Origin of the sequence: Paenibacillus glucanolyticus, assembly GCF_037333485.1 — a bacterium.
Taxonomy (GTDB): domain Bacteria; phylum Bacillota; class Bacilli; order Paenibacillales; family Paenibacillaceae; genus Paenibacillus_AQ; species Paenibacillus_AQ glucanolyticus.
On record NZ_CP147845.1, the window covers coordinates 4,053,451 to 4,068,661 of the forward strand.

The 15,211-nt window shown below is 46.6% G+C and carries 12 protein-coding genes; all 12 read right to left on the reverse strand.

The features are described 5' to 3' along the window. Positions 1 to 124: 124 nt before the first annotated feature. Complete coding sequence (locus WDY75_RS18955; RefSeq protein ID WP_006209691.1) at positions 125 to 1,678, reverse strand: ABC-F family ATP-binding cassette domain-containing protein; 1,554 nt, start codon at positions 1,676 to 1,678, stop codon at positions 125 to 127. A 122-nt stretch (positions 1,679 to 1,800) separates the two neighbouring features. Beyond that, entirely contained in the window at positions 1,801 to 2,850 is a 1,050-nt protein-coding gene (locus WDY75_RS18960) for a hypothetical protein (RefSeq protein ID WP_063479259.1), read from the reverse strand. A 21-nt stretch (positions 2,851 to 2,871) separates the two neighbouring features. Continuing rightward, positions 2,872 to 4,677, reverse strand: a complete 1,806-nt coding sequence (ltrA, locus tag WDY75_RS18965) for a group II intron reverse transcriptase/maturase (protein WP_006210078.1) — start codon at positions 4,675 to 4,677, stop codon at positions 2,872 to 2,874. Between the two features lie 696 nt (positions 4,678 to 5,373). Further along, entirely contained in the window at positions 5,374 to 5,931 is a 558-nt protein-coding gene (locus WDY75_RS18970; RefSeq protein WP_006209688.1) for a hypothetical protein, read from the reverse strand. A gap of 5 nt (positions 5,932 to 5,936) precedes the next feature. Then, positions 5,937 to 6,332: a hypothetical protein gene (locus WDY75_RS18975; protein WP_082834331.1), complete on the reverse strand. Its 396-nt coding sequence runs from the start codon at positions 6,330 to 6,332 to the stop codon at positions 5,937 to 5,939. Positions 6,333 to 6,355: 23 nt separating this feature from the next. Beyond that, on the reverse strand, positions 6,356 to 6,814 hold the full coding sequence (locus WDY75_RS18980) for a hypothetical protein (RefSeq protein ID WP_006209686.1): 459 nt from the start codon (positions 6,812 to 6,814) through the stop codon (positions 6,356 to 6,358). A gap of 77 nt (positions 6,815 to 6,891) precedes the next feature. Beyond that, positions 6,892 to 8,967: a hypothetical protein gene (locus WDY75_RS18985; protein ID WP_063479258.1), complete on the reverse strand. Its 2,076-nt coding sequence runs from the start codon at positions 8,965 to 8,967 to the stop codon at positions 6,892 to 6,894. Further along, positions 8,957 to 10,870, reverse strand: a complete 1,914-nt coding sequence (locus tag WDY75_RS18990; RefSeq protein WP_063479257.1) for an ATPase, T2SS/T4P/T4SS family — start codon at positions 10,868 to 10,870, stop codon at positions 8,957 to 8,959. Before WDY75_RS18990 ends, WDY75_RS18985 begins: the two co-directional genes overlap by 11 nt. Beyond that, complete coding sequence (locus tag WDY75_RS18995; RefSeq protein ID WP_006209683.1) at positions 10,857 to 11,726, reverse strand: hypothetical protein; 870 nt, start codon at positions 11,724 to 11,726, stop codon at positions 10,857 to 10,859. Before WDY75_RS18995 ends, WDY75_RS18990 begins: the two co-directional genes overlap by 14 nt. After that, positions 11,723 to 12,430, reverse strand: a complete 708-nt coding sequence (locus WDY75_RS19000; protein ID WP_036637564.1) for a hypothetical protein — start codon at positions 12,428 to 12,430, stop codon at positions 11,723 to 11,725. The genes WDY75_RS18995 and WDY75_RS19000 overlap by 4 nt, the downstream gene beginning before the upstream one ends. A gap of 54 nt (positions 12,431 to 12,484) precedes the next feature. Beyond that, the gene (locus tag WDY75_RS19005; protein WP_036637562.1) at positions 12,485 to 13,582 is read right to left on the reverse strand and encodes an SAF domain-containing protein; all 1,098 of its coding nucleotides are present in this window, start codon (positions 13,580 to 13,582) and stop codon (positions 12,485 to 12,487) included. Between the two features lie 28 nt (positions 13,583 to 13,610). Then, positions 13,611 to 15,080, reverse strand: coding sequence for a serine/threonine protein kinase (locus WDY75_RS19010; RefSeq protein WP_063479256.1), 1,470 nt, complete (start codon positions 15,078 to 15,080; stop codon positions 13,611 to 13,613). Positions 15,081 to 15,211 lie beyond the last annotated feature (131 nt).

A 15,211-nucleotide genomic window follows, 5' to 3' on the forward strand; every position in this document is an offset into this window, starting at 1 on the left:
TTAGAACCCTGACAAGGCACAGAGGTTGCCACCGATACCAAGAAGGACGAGCTGCAGTCAGCTCGTCCTTCTATAGGTAACCCCTTATTCAGTGCAATTTGATGAATGATACATCCTGCTGCTCTTAAGAATTCTGAGTAGACCAATCCTCTACGTTCCAGATCTTGGTCACCCAGTCCTCATAAAATTCAGGCTCGTGAGAAACCAGCAGGATAGTGCCTTTGTATTCCTTCAATGCACGCTTCAGTTCCTCTTTAGCTACAACATCAAGATGGTTTGTCGGTTCATCAAACAAAATCCAGTTGCTCTCACGCATCAGGAGTTTGCACAGGCGAACCTTCGCTTGTTCACCACCGCTGAGTGCCTTCAATGGGCGGGTAATGTGCTCATTCTTAAGCCCGCACCGGGCGAGCGCAGCACGAACCTCATGCTGGTTCAAGTGTGAGAATTCGTTCCATACATCATCAATCGGCGTAATATTGCCCGCACGAACTTCCTGCTCGAAATAAGCAGGCACCAGGAAATCGCCTTGATATGTCTTGCCGGAGAGTGCTGGGATTTTTCCTAATATCGTCTTGAGCAGCGTCGATTTACCTACGCCATTACAGCCGACGATCGCAATTTTCTCTCCGCGTTCAATGGTTATGCTCATTTTGGGAAGCAAAGGTCTGTCGTATCCAATTTCAAAGTCCACGCCCTCAAACACCGTTTTGCCGCTGGCACGGGATTCCTTAAAATTAAACACAGGTTTAGCCGCTTCCTCTGGGCGGTCGATCCGCTCTATGCGATCCAACTGCTTCTCCCGACTCTTTGCACGACCGGAAGTGGAATAGCGGGCTTTATTCCGCTGAATGAAATCTTCCTGCTTCTTGATAAACTCCTGCTGTTTCTCGTAGGCATCGATATGCTGGTTCTTATTGATATCGGCCATTTCCAGAAACTTCTCATAGTTAGCTGTATAGCGAGTTAATTTCGCAAATTCCAGATGATAGATCACATCGACCACCTGGTTCATAAATTCGGTATCATGGGAAATCAACATGAACGCATAAGGGTACTGCTTCAGATATTGGGTGAGCCAGTCGATATGCTCTACATCCAAATAGTTGGTAGGCTCGTCCAATAACAATACGTTGGGCTTTTCCAATAGAAGCTTGGCAAGCAATACCTTCGTACGCTGCCCCCCACTCAGTGTAGCAACATCCCGGTCGAGGCCAATCACGGATAACCCAAGTCCGTTCGCCATCTCTTCAACCTTAACATCCAGCATATAAAAATCACCGATGTCCAGCTGCTCCTGAATCTCACCCATTTGCTCAAGCAAAAGCTCAAGCTCCTCTGGAGAGGCATCACTCATTTTATTGGTGATTTCCATCATTTCTGTTTCCAGCTGCAGCAGGGGCAAGAAAGCATCCTTCAGCACATCGCGAACGGTTTTCCCAGGTGTCAGCTTGGTGTGCTGATCCAGATATCCATAACGAACTTTCGGTGTCCACTCTACCTTGCCGCTATCTTTTAACAGCTGGCCAGTCAAAATATTCATTAGTGTTGATTTGCCTACACCATTTGCTCCAACCAGACCAACATGTTCTCCGGCGAGCAAACGAAAGGATACATTTTTAAATAGAGTACGATCCCCGAAATTGTGTGATACGTTCTCTACAGTCAATAAACTCATGGCTATAGTAACTCCTGTCTGTATAAAATGAACTTATTTAATGTTAATTTAGTGGATTGTACACAGTCAAGAGTTTATTGTATCACATCCATGAGTCCAGCCGAAACTATAACTTTCAGGGATTACAGAACACCGGGATTATAGCAGCTTTTCTCTTGATATCCAGCAGCGGCTGCTTCCTTGGCATTGGGAAACACTTCTTCTACACGATAATTGTATTGACAGGCATCTCGATAATAGTATTTCAGCCCTCTGCTATCTATACCCCCGAAATAGACGGGGGCTTTAACCAGTCTCCCACCCCCAAGCGCATAATTATTGTAGTACTGATCGCCTACGGGAATGCCTTGGATAAACGCCATAATACCGATATCGTCAATCGTGTTCACCCAATCCTCCCGGGATATCAAAGGAAGCGTGAATGTATACGATATACCATTCCGCAGAGCGATCTGATTATGTCTTTGGATGTAATAAGCAAGTTGATCTTGAATCGTGTTCATAATGGTAATCCGACGAACTTGCTCAAACATATCCTTATCATCCAGCAACGCTACACCGGTTTCACCGATCAAGTCCTTCCGAAACCCAGACTGCCAGCGATTAGGCCCGGACTCAAATACATGAACAAAAGAATCCAAGGTAAATCGGATGCTGTTTCCGGTATCATCGGTCCAAGCGTAAGGGATTTTCGGTGTCCATCTATGCTGCATGATCTCTTCGCCATGTTCACTCGAATAGGTCTGCGAAACATACAGATAATACCCGTCATAATCGAGGACAACCATCGCTGGAATGTACCACCAGAGTGCAGCCTGTGCAGCTGTATCTTCCGCAATCCCCATATTGACATATAATGTCCGGGCGAAGGAATCCAGCGCCTTCTCTTTATCGGCCCGCATAAATTTTAAGGAATCATAGGCCGACTCCTTCGCCTGTGTTTCGTTATCATTCAGCATCATTCCGCCATCTTGTACAGCTGTGCGCAGAGCTGCCGTGTATTTCATTTCCACATACCGGACATCCTCCAGGCTTTCAGACCGCATACCCACAATAAGAAACAATGGGAAAAAGATCGCAGTAAATAGGATGGCAAGATCAATAGAAATAGGTAAGGGTTTGATACGATCACCGCCTTTTCCCCTTCTCCGCACCGTGCGTGCGACTTTCATCGCACACGGCGCTCCATCTTTTTAGATTTTTATATCAATAGGTTCCAAGTTACTCATTTTACGGTACTGGTTGATCTTCTGAATTATGGATTCAGAAATTTCAATGGTAGACATGAGTTTAACAATCGTCTCCGGTATTGATGCATGAATTATTTTATGGATATCTTTGTGTAGGATTCGTAGATTTTTGTACATGTCCGTTCCTCCAAGGTGAAGGGGTTGAAGGTGATGACAATGTATTTCATCAGCGGTAAGGAAGACGCCTGAAATTTCGCATTTCCCCGCCTTCATACTGTATCTACTCAACCTGTTATCCAGATATTCGATGCTCCGATCCGGGATGTTGGACTTCATGAGTTTAATAATCTCAGAATTTATGTCCGGATTTAATTTCTTATGAAGTAGTGTTCTACCTTCAGATGTGAATGGGTTTAGATCTTGTTGAAAACATAAGTTGTTCATCGTTTTCACATCTCTTAAAGGGAATAGGAATACTCCTGCAACTTTAAAAGTTCTGTAGTTATTCTTGTAGAACTTTTTGTAGGTTGGTGGTGGAATATCTGGATGTTGATATTTCCCGATTGCTTTTAGACGATTGTAAGTGAATGCTTTCAGATCATAGGCAAGTCGTGCGAACTCAACACTAACATGTGTTGCTCGTGAGAAGTACCTGTGGATTCCAAGTACAAAGCTATTGAACAAGAGTGCATTTTGTGCAGTGGGCGATTTGTGTATTGTTTTGATTCGATCTTTTGCTTCCTTCTTGAGCTGTTCTTTCTTTTTGTTGTTTATGCCCGTGTATGCTACTCTCTTTTTTCCTTTTTTCTCAGCCCATATAGTGAACCCTAGGAAATCAGATTTTCGTTTTCTAAGGTTCACGATTTGTGATTTTTCGGGTGAGATGTCAAGTTTAAGACGATCCTTGAGATAGAGTCTGACTGCATGGTACCACCTATGGGCTGTCTTCCAATCGCGGCAGAGTATTTTGAAATCATCTGCGTATCGAACAATGTAACCTTCTTTGAGGTTGGTTTTCTTGAGTGCTCTAATTCTGTGAAAGTTCCCCGCATACGCATATTGTGTTTCAAAGTTTACCCATTGCCCAGCTACCCATTGGTCCAAGTCGTTTAGTACGATATTGGATAATAGTGGTGATAAAATTCCACCCTGTGGAGTGCCCTTTAATGGGGTACCTTCTCCTTCAATCTCAGCTTTTAGCATTTTGCTGATGATTCTCAGTACTCTTTTATCCCTTATTCCCATGTTCCATAGCTGTTTTAAGAGTAATGTGTGATTAACATTATCGAAAAACCCTTGTATGTCTACGTCTACAACATAGTGGAGGTTCGCCATATTAATTAAATGTTGCACTCTGGCAAGGGCATTATGTGCTGACCGCACTGGTCTGAAGCCGTAACTATGTTTGTAGAAATAAGCTTCAGCAATGGGTTCAATGACTTGTTTGAAGCATTGCTGAATGATTCTATCGGTTATACAGGGAATACCCAGCGGCCTTTTTTTCCCGTTAGGCTTGGGGATATGGACTCGTCTGACTTTCTTTGGTTGATAATTCAGTAGCCTTCTCCTTATTAGGAGTACCATTTCTTCATCAGTTAGTGTCTTTAGGTTATCAATCGTTTTGCCATCTGTTCCGGGTGTAACCGAGCCTTTATTTGACTTTATGGTGCGGTATGCCAAAAGGATATTTTGTTTTGTTATTATTAGGTCGTAAAGATTGTTAAAAGCTATCCTTTTTTGAGCGTTCTCATATAGGTCAGTAAAGGTACTCGTCATGTCGTAGTAGTCCCAGTAACGTAGAGTTTGCACTGTGGCCTCACCTCTTTCAGGAGATTTCCCACGTTCCTACCTGATCGGTGCAATTCACTTTTTGGAAAATTGATATTAATTTAAAAAGACTTGAGGCTGTTCCTCCACACCCATTACAGGTATTTCATCGGTCGTGCCTCTACTCTCACAAGGATTAGTACACTTCGGCATGTGTTCTGCCTTATAGTAGACGTCTGGGATGGCAGTCCGCTATTACGACGTTCCTTGCTTTCCTTGTTCCCTGAGACCTAGCTATTTGTGCTGAGCCTTAGGTGCCTCCTTTGAGCCTGTGGACTGGATATCGCCTTAGTTCGATATAGCGTATTTCCTAGATCACAATCGTACTTTACGCCATCCACCCTGATCATTGGTCAGGACATATGTTTCCATATGTTATGAATATAGACCCGTACATTCGGAGGTTCGTCAGATCCTAAGATCATTCTCACCATAGCTAACTTTTCAGCCATCCGGCATATCAGTTGGCATACCTTCTTAGATAAGTGGCTCTAGCCTTCTTTCTGCCGACTTTACCTGTGCTTCGAACCCAACACGCTGCCCGTGTTACGCACGCAGGAGATTAATGGGATTGTTTCAGGAAACCTGGTCCCCTCATTCCAATCCTCGGTCACAGAGTTAGACTTAATTCATTAAGTCTCCGCCTTTCCCTTTATAAACCGGTTATAGCAGAACAAGTCACTCGTAATCTTCATTAAGAACCAAACCTCCGTAAGGAAAAGCGATAGCTGCCTTCCCGCCTGAATTTGATCCTGTCAATGCATCGAATATCAACAATCCGGGTGTACGATTCAAGCTCCGAACGCTTACCTGGAAGTGATCGCCGGCCGTTAGGCGGTATCTACGGCTGTCATCTTCCTTGGCAACATGCGAATCCGGAAACAGATATCGCATTACATCGTCCTGATAATAGGCATCGTATACAACGGAGTAGCGGTTCAGGAATGTGTCCGGATCTGAAGGATCGCCATATTCGGGATGGTATTTCTTATGGTGATGCTCCATCTCCACGCTGTACATGTTCCCGGTGGCTGCCAGCTCTTGCAGGAAATCATTGTACATGATAGGGGTAATATATCCCTTCGTACGAACGCTGTCTACGAACTTGGTAACGGATTGATAGACAACGAGCCGTGACAGGTCATCCTGCCTTCTGGCCATCTCGCCCGCGGGAACTAAATAGAGCAGAAGAAGTGCCAGAAAAGCCGCAAACCATTTCGAAACCGAGTTTGACATTGTTGCTACCTCACTTTAACAAACTGGATGCTATCCACTTCTCCATTGGTTCCGCGAAGATATTGCACGCCATAACGAGCGCTCATATCGATAATCGACAGATCCAGCTCTTCTGGATTACTGCCTGAGCTGAATCGTATTCCGTCCACGGACATATCGTAAACATTCGTCTGAACCTCACGAAGAGTAAACAATACTTCGCTTCCCTTATAGGTCAGATTTCTATCCTCGTTCATCATCTCCACTGTTGTCACTCCGGCATGCTGCTCCTGCGTCATCCTGCCCGCGGCGCTTATGCCTTGGTCGAGGAAGGTCTGCATATTAACGGCATACATACAGGCACCTATAAACAATGTCACCCCAGCTGCCAATTCAAGCATATTTATCGTTTGTTCACGCACGACGCGTCACCTTCCAAAAATAACTATTGATCAAACTTGATGCCCCTGATCACATTGGAATTATCCTTAACAATAGTCGCCCTGAATTTTCCGCTTGGGTTGACATACTCCGTGCTCTTCTCATCCATTACGAGATTGATATTCCCTTGCCTCGAATCCGGATTCAGGATAGATCCGTCCGTCTCCAAAACATTACCGTACCATTGCCCTGCTTTGTTTTTTCCGGTTGCTATGAAAACCCCGAACTGATCCTTATCCTTGTACTTGCGAAGTGCATTCGTAACCTGAGATCCGCTGATCGTTGTACCGTCATAAACGGTGAAAGCTGCCTGGGACAGCTCTGTTTGAATATCCGAGAAATTGTTCTGTGCGGTTTTGGTAGCTTCCTGTGCCGAAATAAACAAAATAACAACAATGGTGATCAGAGCAATTGTCAAAAATATTCCCGCGGCCACCTTCAGAGCTGATGATGCATTATTCATTGAAATCTCCCTCTTTTTCTCATTTATTATTTGAGTCTACGAATCATGACGACACTACACTACACTCGCGGCAGCATCTACAAACGCTGGATTTGCTCATAATACGTTTCCATCTGGGAAAAACTCATACCAATTAAGGGAATGACCAGATACATAAAGATCAGAGCATACATAGGGGTAAAACCGATCAATCGCGCCCATGCCGCCTTCGTATCAATCATCGCCTCATATTCCTGTTTGCGCTGCTCGAAGCTGAAGATCATCTCGCCATCCAGATCATCGAATACGTCCTTGATCGGTACTTTATCTACCGCAAGCAGCAATTTGTCTACCAATCGTTGAAAGTCAGGGAACCAAACATCTTCCTTCAGCTCCAGCAAAGCCAATTGGGCTCCATGCTCATAATGCAGCAGGCTTTTTTGGATCGGGATCTTAAATATGACGGCGAATCGATTAAGCCATTCCAATATGCCCTCAACCGAGATTCGTTCCATCCCCCGCAATATAGATATGACCGTCTGGAACTGATATACTTCATGCCGCATTTCCATATTGCGCACTTTCCGGTGAAAATACAGCAGCCATAGAGGGGCTCCGTATGCTGCCATCCCTGTCAAAAAGGACAACAGCAGCTCCCACCATTTTAGATATTCGCCATCATATCGCTGCAGCTTTATCATGATTCGATCAGTTATGATATCAAGCTGCTCCATAGTCAGTCCCATCTGATCCGTTTCGCTTACCATGTGCTTAACCTGATCGTGGGTGACATTCGGAGACATTTGCAATTGCTCCATCAACAGCCGATCCTGTTCCACAGTCTCTTCTGCCTGCCGTCGTTCGATCTCACTCATCTGACCGAACAGTGAATTGTTCAACGCTGCGGGAACATACAACAATTGATGTTTAGCCTGGACATGCAGACCCATTGCCACAGATAACGAAAGGAAAAAAGCCAAGAAAAAGAACGTTAACCTTCTGACATATAACCATTCGAATTTGATTCTTGCATTGCTTTCCTTTAATAGTCGGAGTTGTCTGTCATAGTTCAACGTACCAGGGCTCGGTGCCATCATATCCACAAGCCTACGAACGAAAGAAATACGATACAGTCTCTCTTCCCAAGTGACTTTTTTCTCTACCCCTGCACGGTAATCCGTTTCTCGATTCTGCTGAAGCTTCTGCAGCAGGACGTACGAGATTAGAATAATGACATAAATCGAAATCTTGGTAATAAAACCAAGCTTGCTCATATAAAACTCATCCATTGAAGGAAAACTGCTTCTTGCCCAGCGTTCGATCGGTTTCGTAAAGAAAACAGGTGCCAATGCGATAACATTCAAGCCCTTCATCAAATAATCGAGCTTGTCTCTTCTCAATATTTCCAATTGGATTTCCTTTTTCAATCCGCTTAATCCATGCAGGTAGATGGAGCCTTGCTTTCTGGCGTGATCGCCAAACTCCATAACAAGGTGGGAAATGCCCGCAAAAGCCTTAAGATAACGATTAGGTGCCACCTCATAATAACGTTCCAACTCTTCGTCGGGATCATTGGATACCAAGGCATTGTAAATTCGATGTGCATGAATTGATATTTCGTGTCCGGAGGTTTCAGCACCCTCGTACAGCGCTTCCTCCACCATGCCATGCTGCTGATAGTGATGACGGACTAGAGAGAATAATTCAACCGATTGAACGAGCACTCTTCGCTCCAGGCGATTGATGAACATCTCAACAAGCATATTGTTAATAACCGCAGCCGCAAGAATGACAATGACCATAAATCCGAAGTCCGGTTGGCTCCATATAAGCAGTAACGCTGTTAGCGTGAGGGTGCCTGTTATAGCGAAGGCAAGTTTCATCGTCTCAAACCGAAGCGCGATTTCATCGTAAGGATGAATGATCGCGATTCTCTGCCTGATCCGTTTGAGATAAGATCGGACCAAGGGGATTTTCACCCCGTACATATAGGCCAATTGAAACCACTGTCGGTACATCTCACGCAGTGGCTTGTTTTCTCCCATCTCTGCCCTTCCGACGCTTCCTCTATGAAAAACTCGTCTTCTGGATAGCCATAACACGATACCCATGGTGATCGCAAATAGCAGCAGAGATATAATGAAAACCAGGATCAGCACATCTTTAGAGGTCACCTTCTCCCCCCCAACCTGCAGTCAGAAATGCTTTGAATTCTTCCGCATCTTCCGGCTGCATCTGCTCCGTCATTTCGAGGATACTGCGCTCGGATAGCTTGGCAGCAGCTATATAAACTCCATCCCGGTACTCAATCACATTGCGGGATATGAAATGACCTTCTTCATTCAATCTCCGTATATGCTCTGCACTCAGCTTGAAATATTCCTCCAAACGTTTCTTCAAGCTGCCACTATCCGAGTTTATATTGATGTCTGGGAATGTCCCCTTCTCTATCGGGATACATTCTGTAATGCGCTCTATGTAACGGTTGCCATTCGCATCTCTTCTAAGATGAACATCAAAGTTGATGACACTGATTACCTGCTGCTCGGCAATGTGCTCCTGTCTGAATACTCCACTCTTGAGCAGGGAATTGCGCAGCGATTGAACCAGATCCTTGAATGTCTTGGCATGATGGGTAAATACCGTGAACAAACTGGCCACTTGGGACATCTGAATCATCCATGAAGCTACCTCGTCACTAGCTACCTCGCCAAGAATATTGACCGTACCGTCCGTTTTCTTCTGAAGATCCAGGCCTGCCTGCCCGCTTATGTGTTCCGTTTCCCTGAAGCTGAGGATGTTCCTTCGGCTGTAGATCTTCCTCAAATGCAGCTCAAAGGCCATTTCCTGAACCCGAAGCGTATAGGACGCATATATGTGGCCCACCATCGCCATAAGCAGCGTTGTTTTTCCCGACCCTTGTGCACCGGTGATAGCCGTAATCCGACTGCCCCTCATCAAATATTTCAACAATCCAATCGGCAGTTCCGCACCGCTGCCCGTAATCAACTGATCAAGCGAAACCTTAGGCAGATCGAATTTGCGAACAAAAAATGCCCAGGATTCTGCAAACGGAGGTCTAACCACGACGACCCGTGAACCATCCTTCATCTCATTTACCTTGTAACCGCTGGCTTCGGAAAGCTGTCCGGGATGATTGTATTTGTATATGTTCTGACATACCCTCTTCAGTTCCAGCATCGACCCAAACGAAAGGAAGGCCAGATGCATCGATATCCCCCGGTAAAAAATCCACACACTTTCACAGCCCGTTGAAGGTAATCCGGCGTGCTGTGCCCCAATTCCCAAAAAATCATCGTGAGAACGAAAGATCTCCTGTCCGCTGTCACGGTCGACAGTTATCCCGCTAACTCCACCGCTAACCCCGTCAATACGCTGATCTCTGATTTCATCCACAACAGAAAAGCCTTTGTACTGCTGATAAATGCGTTGAACCACGATATCCAGCTTCTCCTGAAACAAGAGCGGGCGCTGCTCGGACTCATAAATATAAGCCATGTCATCCGCCGTAACCGCATATACGCCGCCCTCTCCATAACCGGGGATCACCCGCGGTCTGGCAAGATCATATGTTTCGACCAGTACAGACAAGGCATCCTCACCATGTCTCTGTTTATATAGGTATAAGACGATTTCGAATTGATCCTGGGCTGTCAGGTCCAGCTGATTCTCGAACGAAATTGCAGCATTAATATTGGACTCATTCAAACCCAAATGGCTGACAAGCAGCTGTTTCAAGAAATCCTTTACATATGCCTTGTCCAGTACATCACCTGATACGCAGCCTTTGAGAGCGCGTCTCAATTCACTTCGCTTGTTCAATCTTCTTCGATACTCTACTTCATGGAGTCCTAAATCGGACAGTTGACTATGCGTCAGTTGATGCAGGGTATCCTTAACAAACTCTGTCATGGACCCGAGTGAATACGGGTCCGTTCCCCTTGTCATGTCAGCGGCTGTTTTCTTTGTGTCCAAATAGCGAAGGTATACAAACAACAGCGCAAACAAAATCAAGATTACGATCCAAACCATATTCAAAGAGCTACCCGAAAGCATGCAAGCCCCCCGCTTTCGAAGCACCGGCAGGCAGACCCAACTGCTCGGCAGCAGCGTCGGCTACATGATGCACGGCGTTATAAAGAGGATTCATCCGTCTAAGGTCAGCACCTCCCCGGCTGCGCTGCATATAGGGCAAAATCGAACGCATATTCCATGCATCCGTCATGCCGGAACAATACGGAACACCGAGCACCACGTTTTTAATGCCAAAGCGACGCTTGATATTTTGCAGAGTGCAATTGCTCTCCCGATCATATTTGCCGATTACATACAGCCGGTGCTTGTCCGTAAGCTCAGAGGGCAATCGTTCCTGTACAAGTTCTCGCTCAAGCGCATGCAAATTTTGGTTCAAAGCCACTACGATCAGGTCAGCACCTAGTAATATTGCTCGGTCTGAGGCCCCAGGTGCTCCATTCCCTGCATCGGCTATCGTGACATCATAACTTCGCTTGGAGGATTCCATGACTCTGTTCATTAGGGTGGCCTGATTCCCATCCTCCGCATGCTTGGCCGATTCGAATTCATGCTCAGGCATATGCCGCGGCCCACACAGCAGATCCAGTCGGTCTGACAAAAGTGGCAGGGTATAATTGCGTACATTCTCTGGACTCAATCTCCCACTTGCATCAAGCCTTTCCAAGGCATCCATGCCGCTGTCCTGGAAAGCCGTAATATAATCCAGTGTTTCCTTTCGATGTGTAAATGCTTGTTCCACTCGTTCTCCATGGTATCCGCCATGTGCCAGCAGCACTTTGACCTGATACTCGAACGCCAGCACGATGGGCAGGCTTGTGGCCAGCATGGTACTGCCACTGCCGCCCCTCAACGGACTCCACACAGCAATCAGACTCATGCATGCCTCCTTCCTGCTTGCCTTAACGCCCGGCGGATATGCCGCTGTTCCATCTCCGACAATCTGCGGATAAGTTCAGTAAGGGATCGCTTATACTGCCTGGACAATGGCTTAATGCCCAGTCTACCCGCATGCTCATTCTTAATTTTCAGGGCGAAAAACAGTTCGTCCCACGGCATTTTCACGGGTGGACCCAGCCACTCGATCCGACTTTCTTCCAGATAACCTTCGATGTAAGCTTCATCTGTTAAATCTTCGATCACCTGAACGTATACCCGATGGAACGGTGGTAATGGATCATCTATTCTTGCAGCTCTTAGCTCATCCAGCAAAGCTGAGCTCTTTCTCAGTCCTGTTACCTCGAATCCGCTGACCCAAACATAGGCATCGGCTTCATCCCATTGATTCTTATCCAAAAATTGCGATTTCTCTACATCCATAATGACGTAGTCATACGTCTTCTCATCTCTTCCTTCCAAATATTTCCTCAGTGAAGAGTAATTCTGAAATCCGGTTGCCACATCAAACCCGGCAAACTCAATGATCGGCAGTTTAGGATGCATCACGCCTATGCAATGTTTGTACTTCGCATCAAGCGCACCATCCACTAGCAACACCCTGTTATCTCCGAACGCTAATATTTTGCACATATACAAAAGCAAGTCGCTCTTATCACAGATGCCCGTAAATATCCAAGTCTTCAATTGCTAACACTCCTTCATTCGCCTATCTGTTATTCAAGATCAATATGTTCCCGCTCAGGGACTTGAGAATATCAAATCCGCATCAGGTGTTCCCACTTCTGTTGTGGGCTTTGGATCCGCTGTTCCCTGTGTTCCCAGAATCTGCTCAGCTTCAAGATCCATCTCACCGCGTAGCGGGGTATCCCCCTGTTCGTCAGATTGGTTATCAGCCGAACTGCTATTAGCAGGAGGTGTCGCTGGAGTGCTGTTAGTGGATGCCGGGCTCCAAGAGTCCGGACTTCTGGCACTGCCTCCAAACGTGGAACTATAGTGCACATCAGAAGCCTGAACCTGCTGATTCGAATTAAGTTTGCTTAAATCCTCTTCCAGCGTGCTCCGAAGCGAAATCTCCAGATGCTTTTCCGCTTTCTTCACTATGTTCGGATTGCTTGCAATCAGGCTGGATACTTCCTCATTCGGCGGATAGTTGGGAATCGCCTTATCCTGCAGCTCCGGTTCAACATAAGTAAGTGCATACAGTGTTGCACCATGAAGGTAAGCGTCAACCAAAGCACTGGAGAGCAGAAGAATCTCCTGTTCACTTAACGTCGTCCAGAATGCCGGATTTTGAAACCTGTCAATCTTCTTCTTGGACAAAATAATGTAATCCTGTCCTGTCGGGAATTGAACCCGGACATCCACAACGTCCCCCTGTCTCAAATTACTTGGCAAATATACGGATTTCATCTCCCGATGACGCAGATCTGACGGAGTAGGCTCCTCTTCAAACAGCATCGTGCGCGTGATAGGTGTTCCTTGCAGCAGTTCGATCTTTACCCCCTTCCCGGCGATCTCCTCCTTGACCGAAAGAAGATTGTTAGAAGCCCCTTCATACGGCAGCCGAACTTCCTTAATATCCTTTGCCTCAATGAAATGTCCAGGAGGAATATCTCTTACTGGAACCCATGCAACCTGCATCGAGTTCAACTGCTGAAGCTGCGTCTCTTCCAGCTCCGTGATCCGCAGCTCGTATTTCATTCGCTCTTCACCCTGCTGTTCCTTATAGCCGTTCAGATAGTAAATCATGGTGCCGGCACACAGGGCACCTGTCACGGCTGCGCCGGCAAGTCCGGCAAATATCAGCTTGCGGCTCCGCCGCCTGATAATCGGCATTGCTTCATCTCCTTCATATCAAATGCGGTTAATACTTTCGAAACCTGAATCTTCGCTTCCGTTCTGTCGAAGGCAGATAGTCCTGAAATACTTGGGCAAATGTCTGTTGGCTGCTATTCGGTATCTCAAATGGATCCGATTGCAGAGGCAATGCATGAACTTTGCTCGTTCCAAGCGCTTTCCTCATCTCCTGAATCGTTTCTTCCCCCGCGAGCGGCAGTGCATAAATCCGTCCAGGCTGAGGATGTCTGGACAGCATCCGGGCTAGCGTCACCACATCATGCTGCCGCCACTCCGCTCCTGAACCGATCACGATCGGCAGATCGGCCCGAAGGAATTCCTCCAACCGTTCGCTGTCACGATAGGACCCCAAATCGAGGACAACCGCATCATAACTGCCACCCAGCAGCGAGATGACCTCCGTTCTGGCCGTTTGGCGCCAAAAGTGAATTCCATTGATTTCAAACTTTCGAATGGACCCAAGCTTTCCGCCTTCCGCGATTTCCTGAATCCGGCTGAATGCGGTGGATTTCGCGCTCATTTCCACAATCGCCACTTTTCCATATCGCGAAGCCAGGAAATGTCCAAACGCAATACAGCTATGTGTAGTTCCTACACCTGACGATGCACCTAGCACAGCAGCCACCAGCGTCCCGGCAACCGTACCGGACTGAACCCCCGAACTATTCACGGGAATCGACTGCTGCCTGCTGAGTGCAGAACGCACTTCCATCGTGGATTGATATCGATGCTCGGGTGCATATTGCAGCAGTTTACGGATAACAGGCACCAGTTCTCTTGGCAAGTCACCACGAATATGACGCTCCACGCCTGTGATCCATTCACTGAACTTGCCACTGGTTGAGAGATATAGCAGCAGCGCGCCTAACCCATACAGATCCGATCGCGCATCGCTTTGCCTTCCCCCATACTGCTCCGGTGCTGCAAATCCGACCGTTCCAAGCTTGACCGTATCCTCGCCGCTCTCCTGCTTGTAACTTCTCGCGATGCCAAAATCGATGAGTCGAACCTCCAGCTGATCGGTCAGCATGATGTTCGATGGCTTTAAGTCCCGGAATATGACCTGAGGCTCATGACCATGGAGATACTCCAGCACGTCCAGCAATTGCTCTGTCAGTTCCATGATAAATTCCGGATTCACGTTTCCGCGGTATCCCCGAAAGTACTTCTCCAATGTCATGCCCTGAATGTAATCCATCACCAAATAGGTGTAGCCGGTATCCTGAACATGGAAAAAATCAACGATTCGCGGCAAGCGCGGATGACTGAGTTTAATCAGCAGCTGCGCCTCATCCTGAACAGCGCGCTGCATACCGGGCTCAGACATACTCTCCTTCACCGCCCATTTCTTGCCGGGCAGCTTCAAATCCTCCGTCAGATATACGCAGCTCATACCGCCTTCGCCGATAATACGATCTATAACATAACGTTCGCCTAGCACTTCCCCATGCAGCAATCTGCAAGGCTGCTGTTTCATGATTACGCCCTCTCCCCTGTCTTATAAGCACAACAAAAAGGGAAAACACTCCGCCACATCACTAAATCGTGATGAATAGCGGGATGCTTTCCCTGTAGTTGTTGTTGGTTAATTTTGGAATCATTATAAAA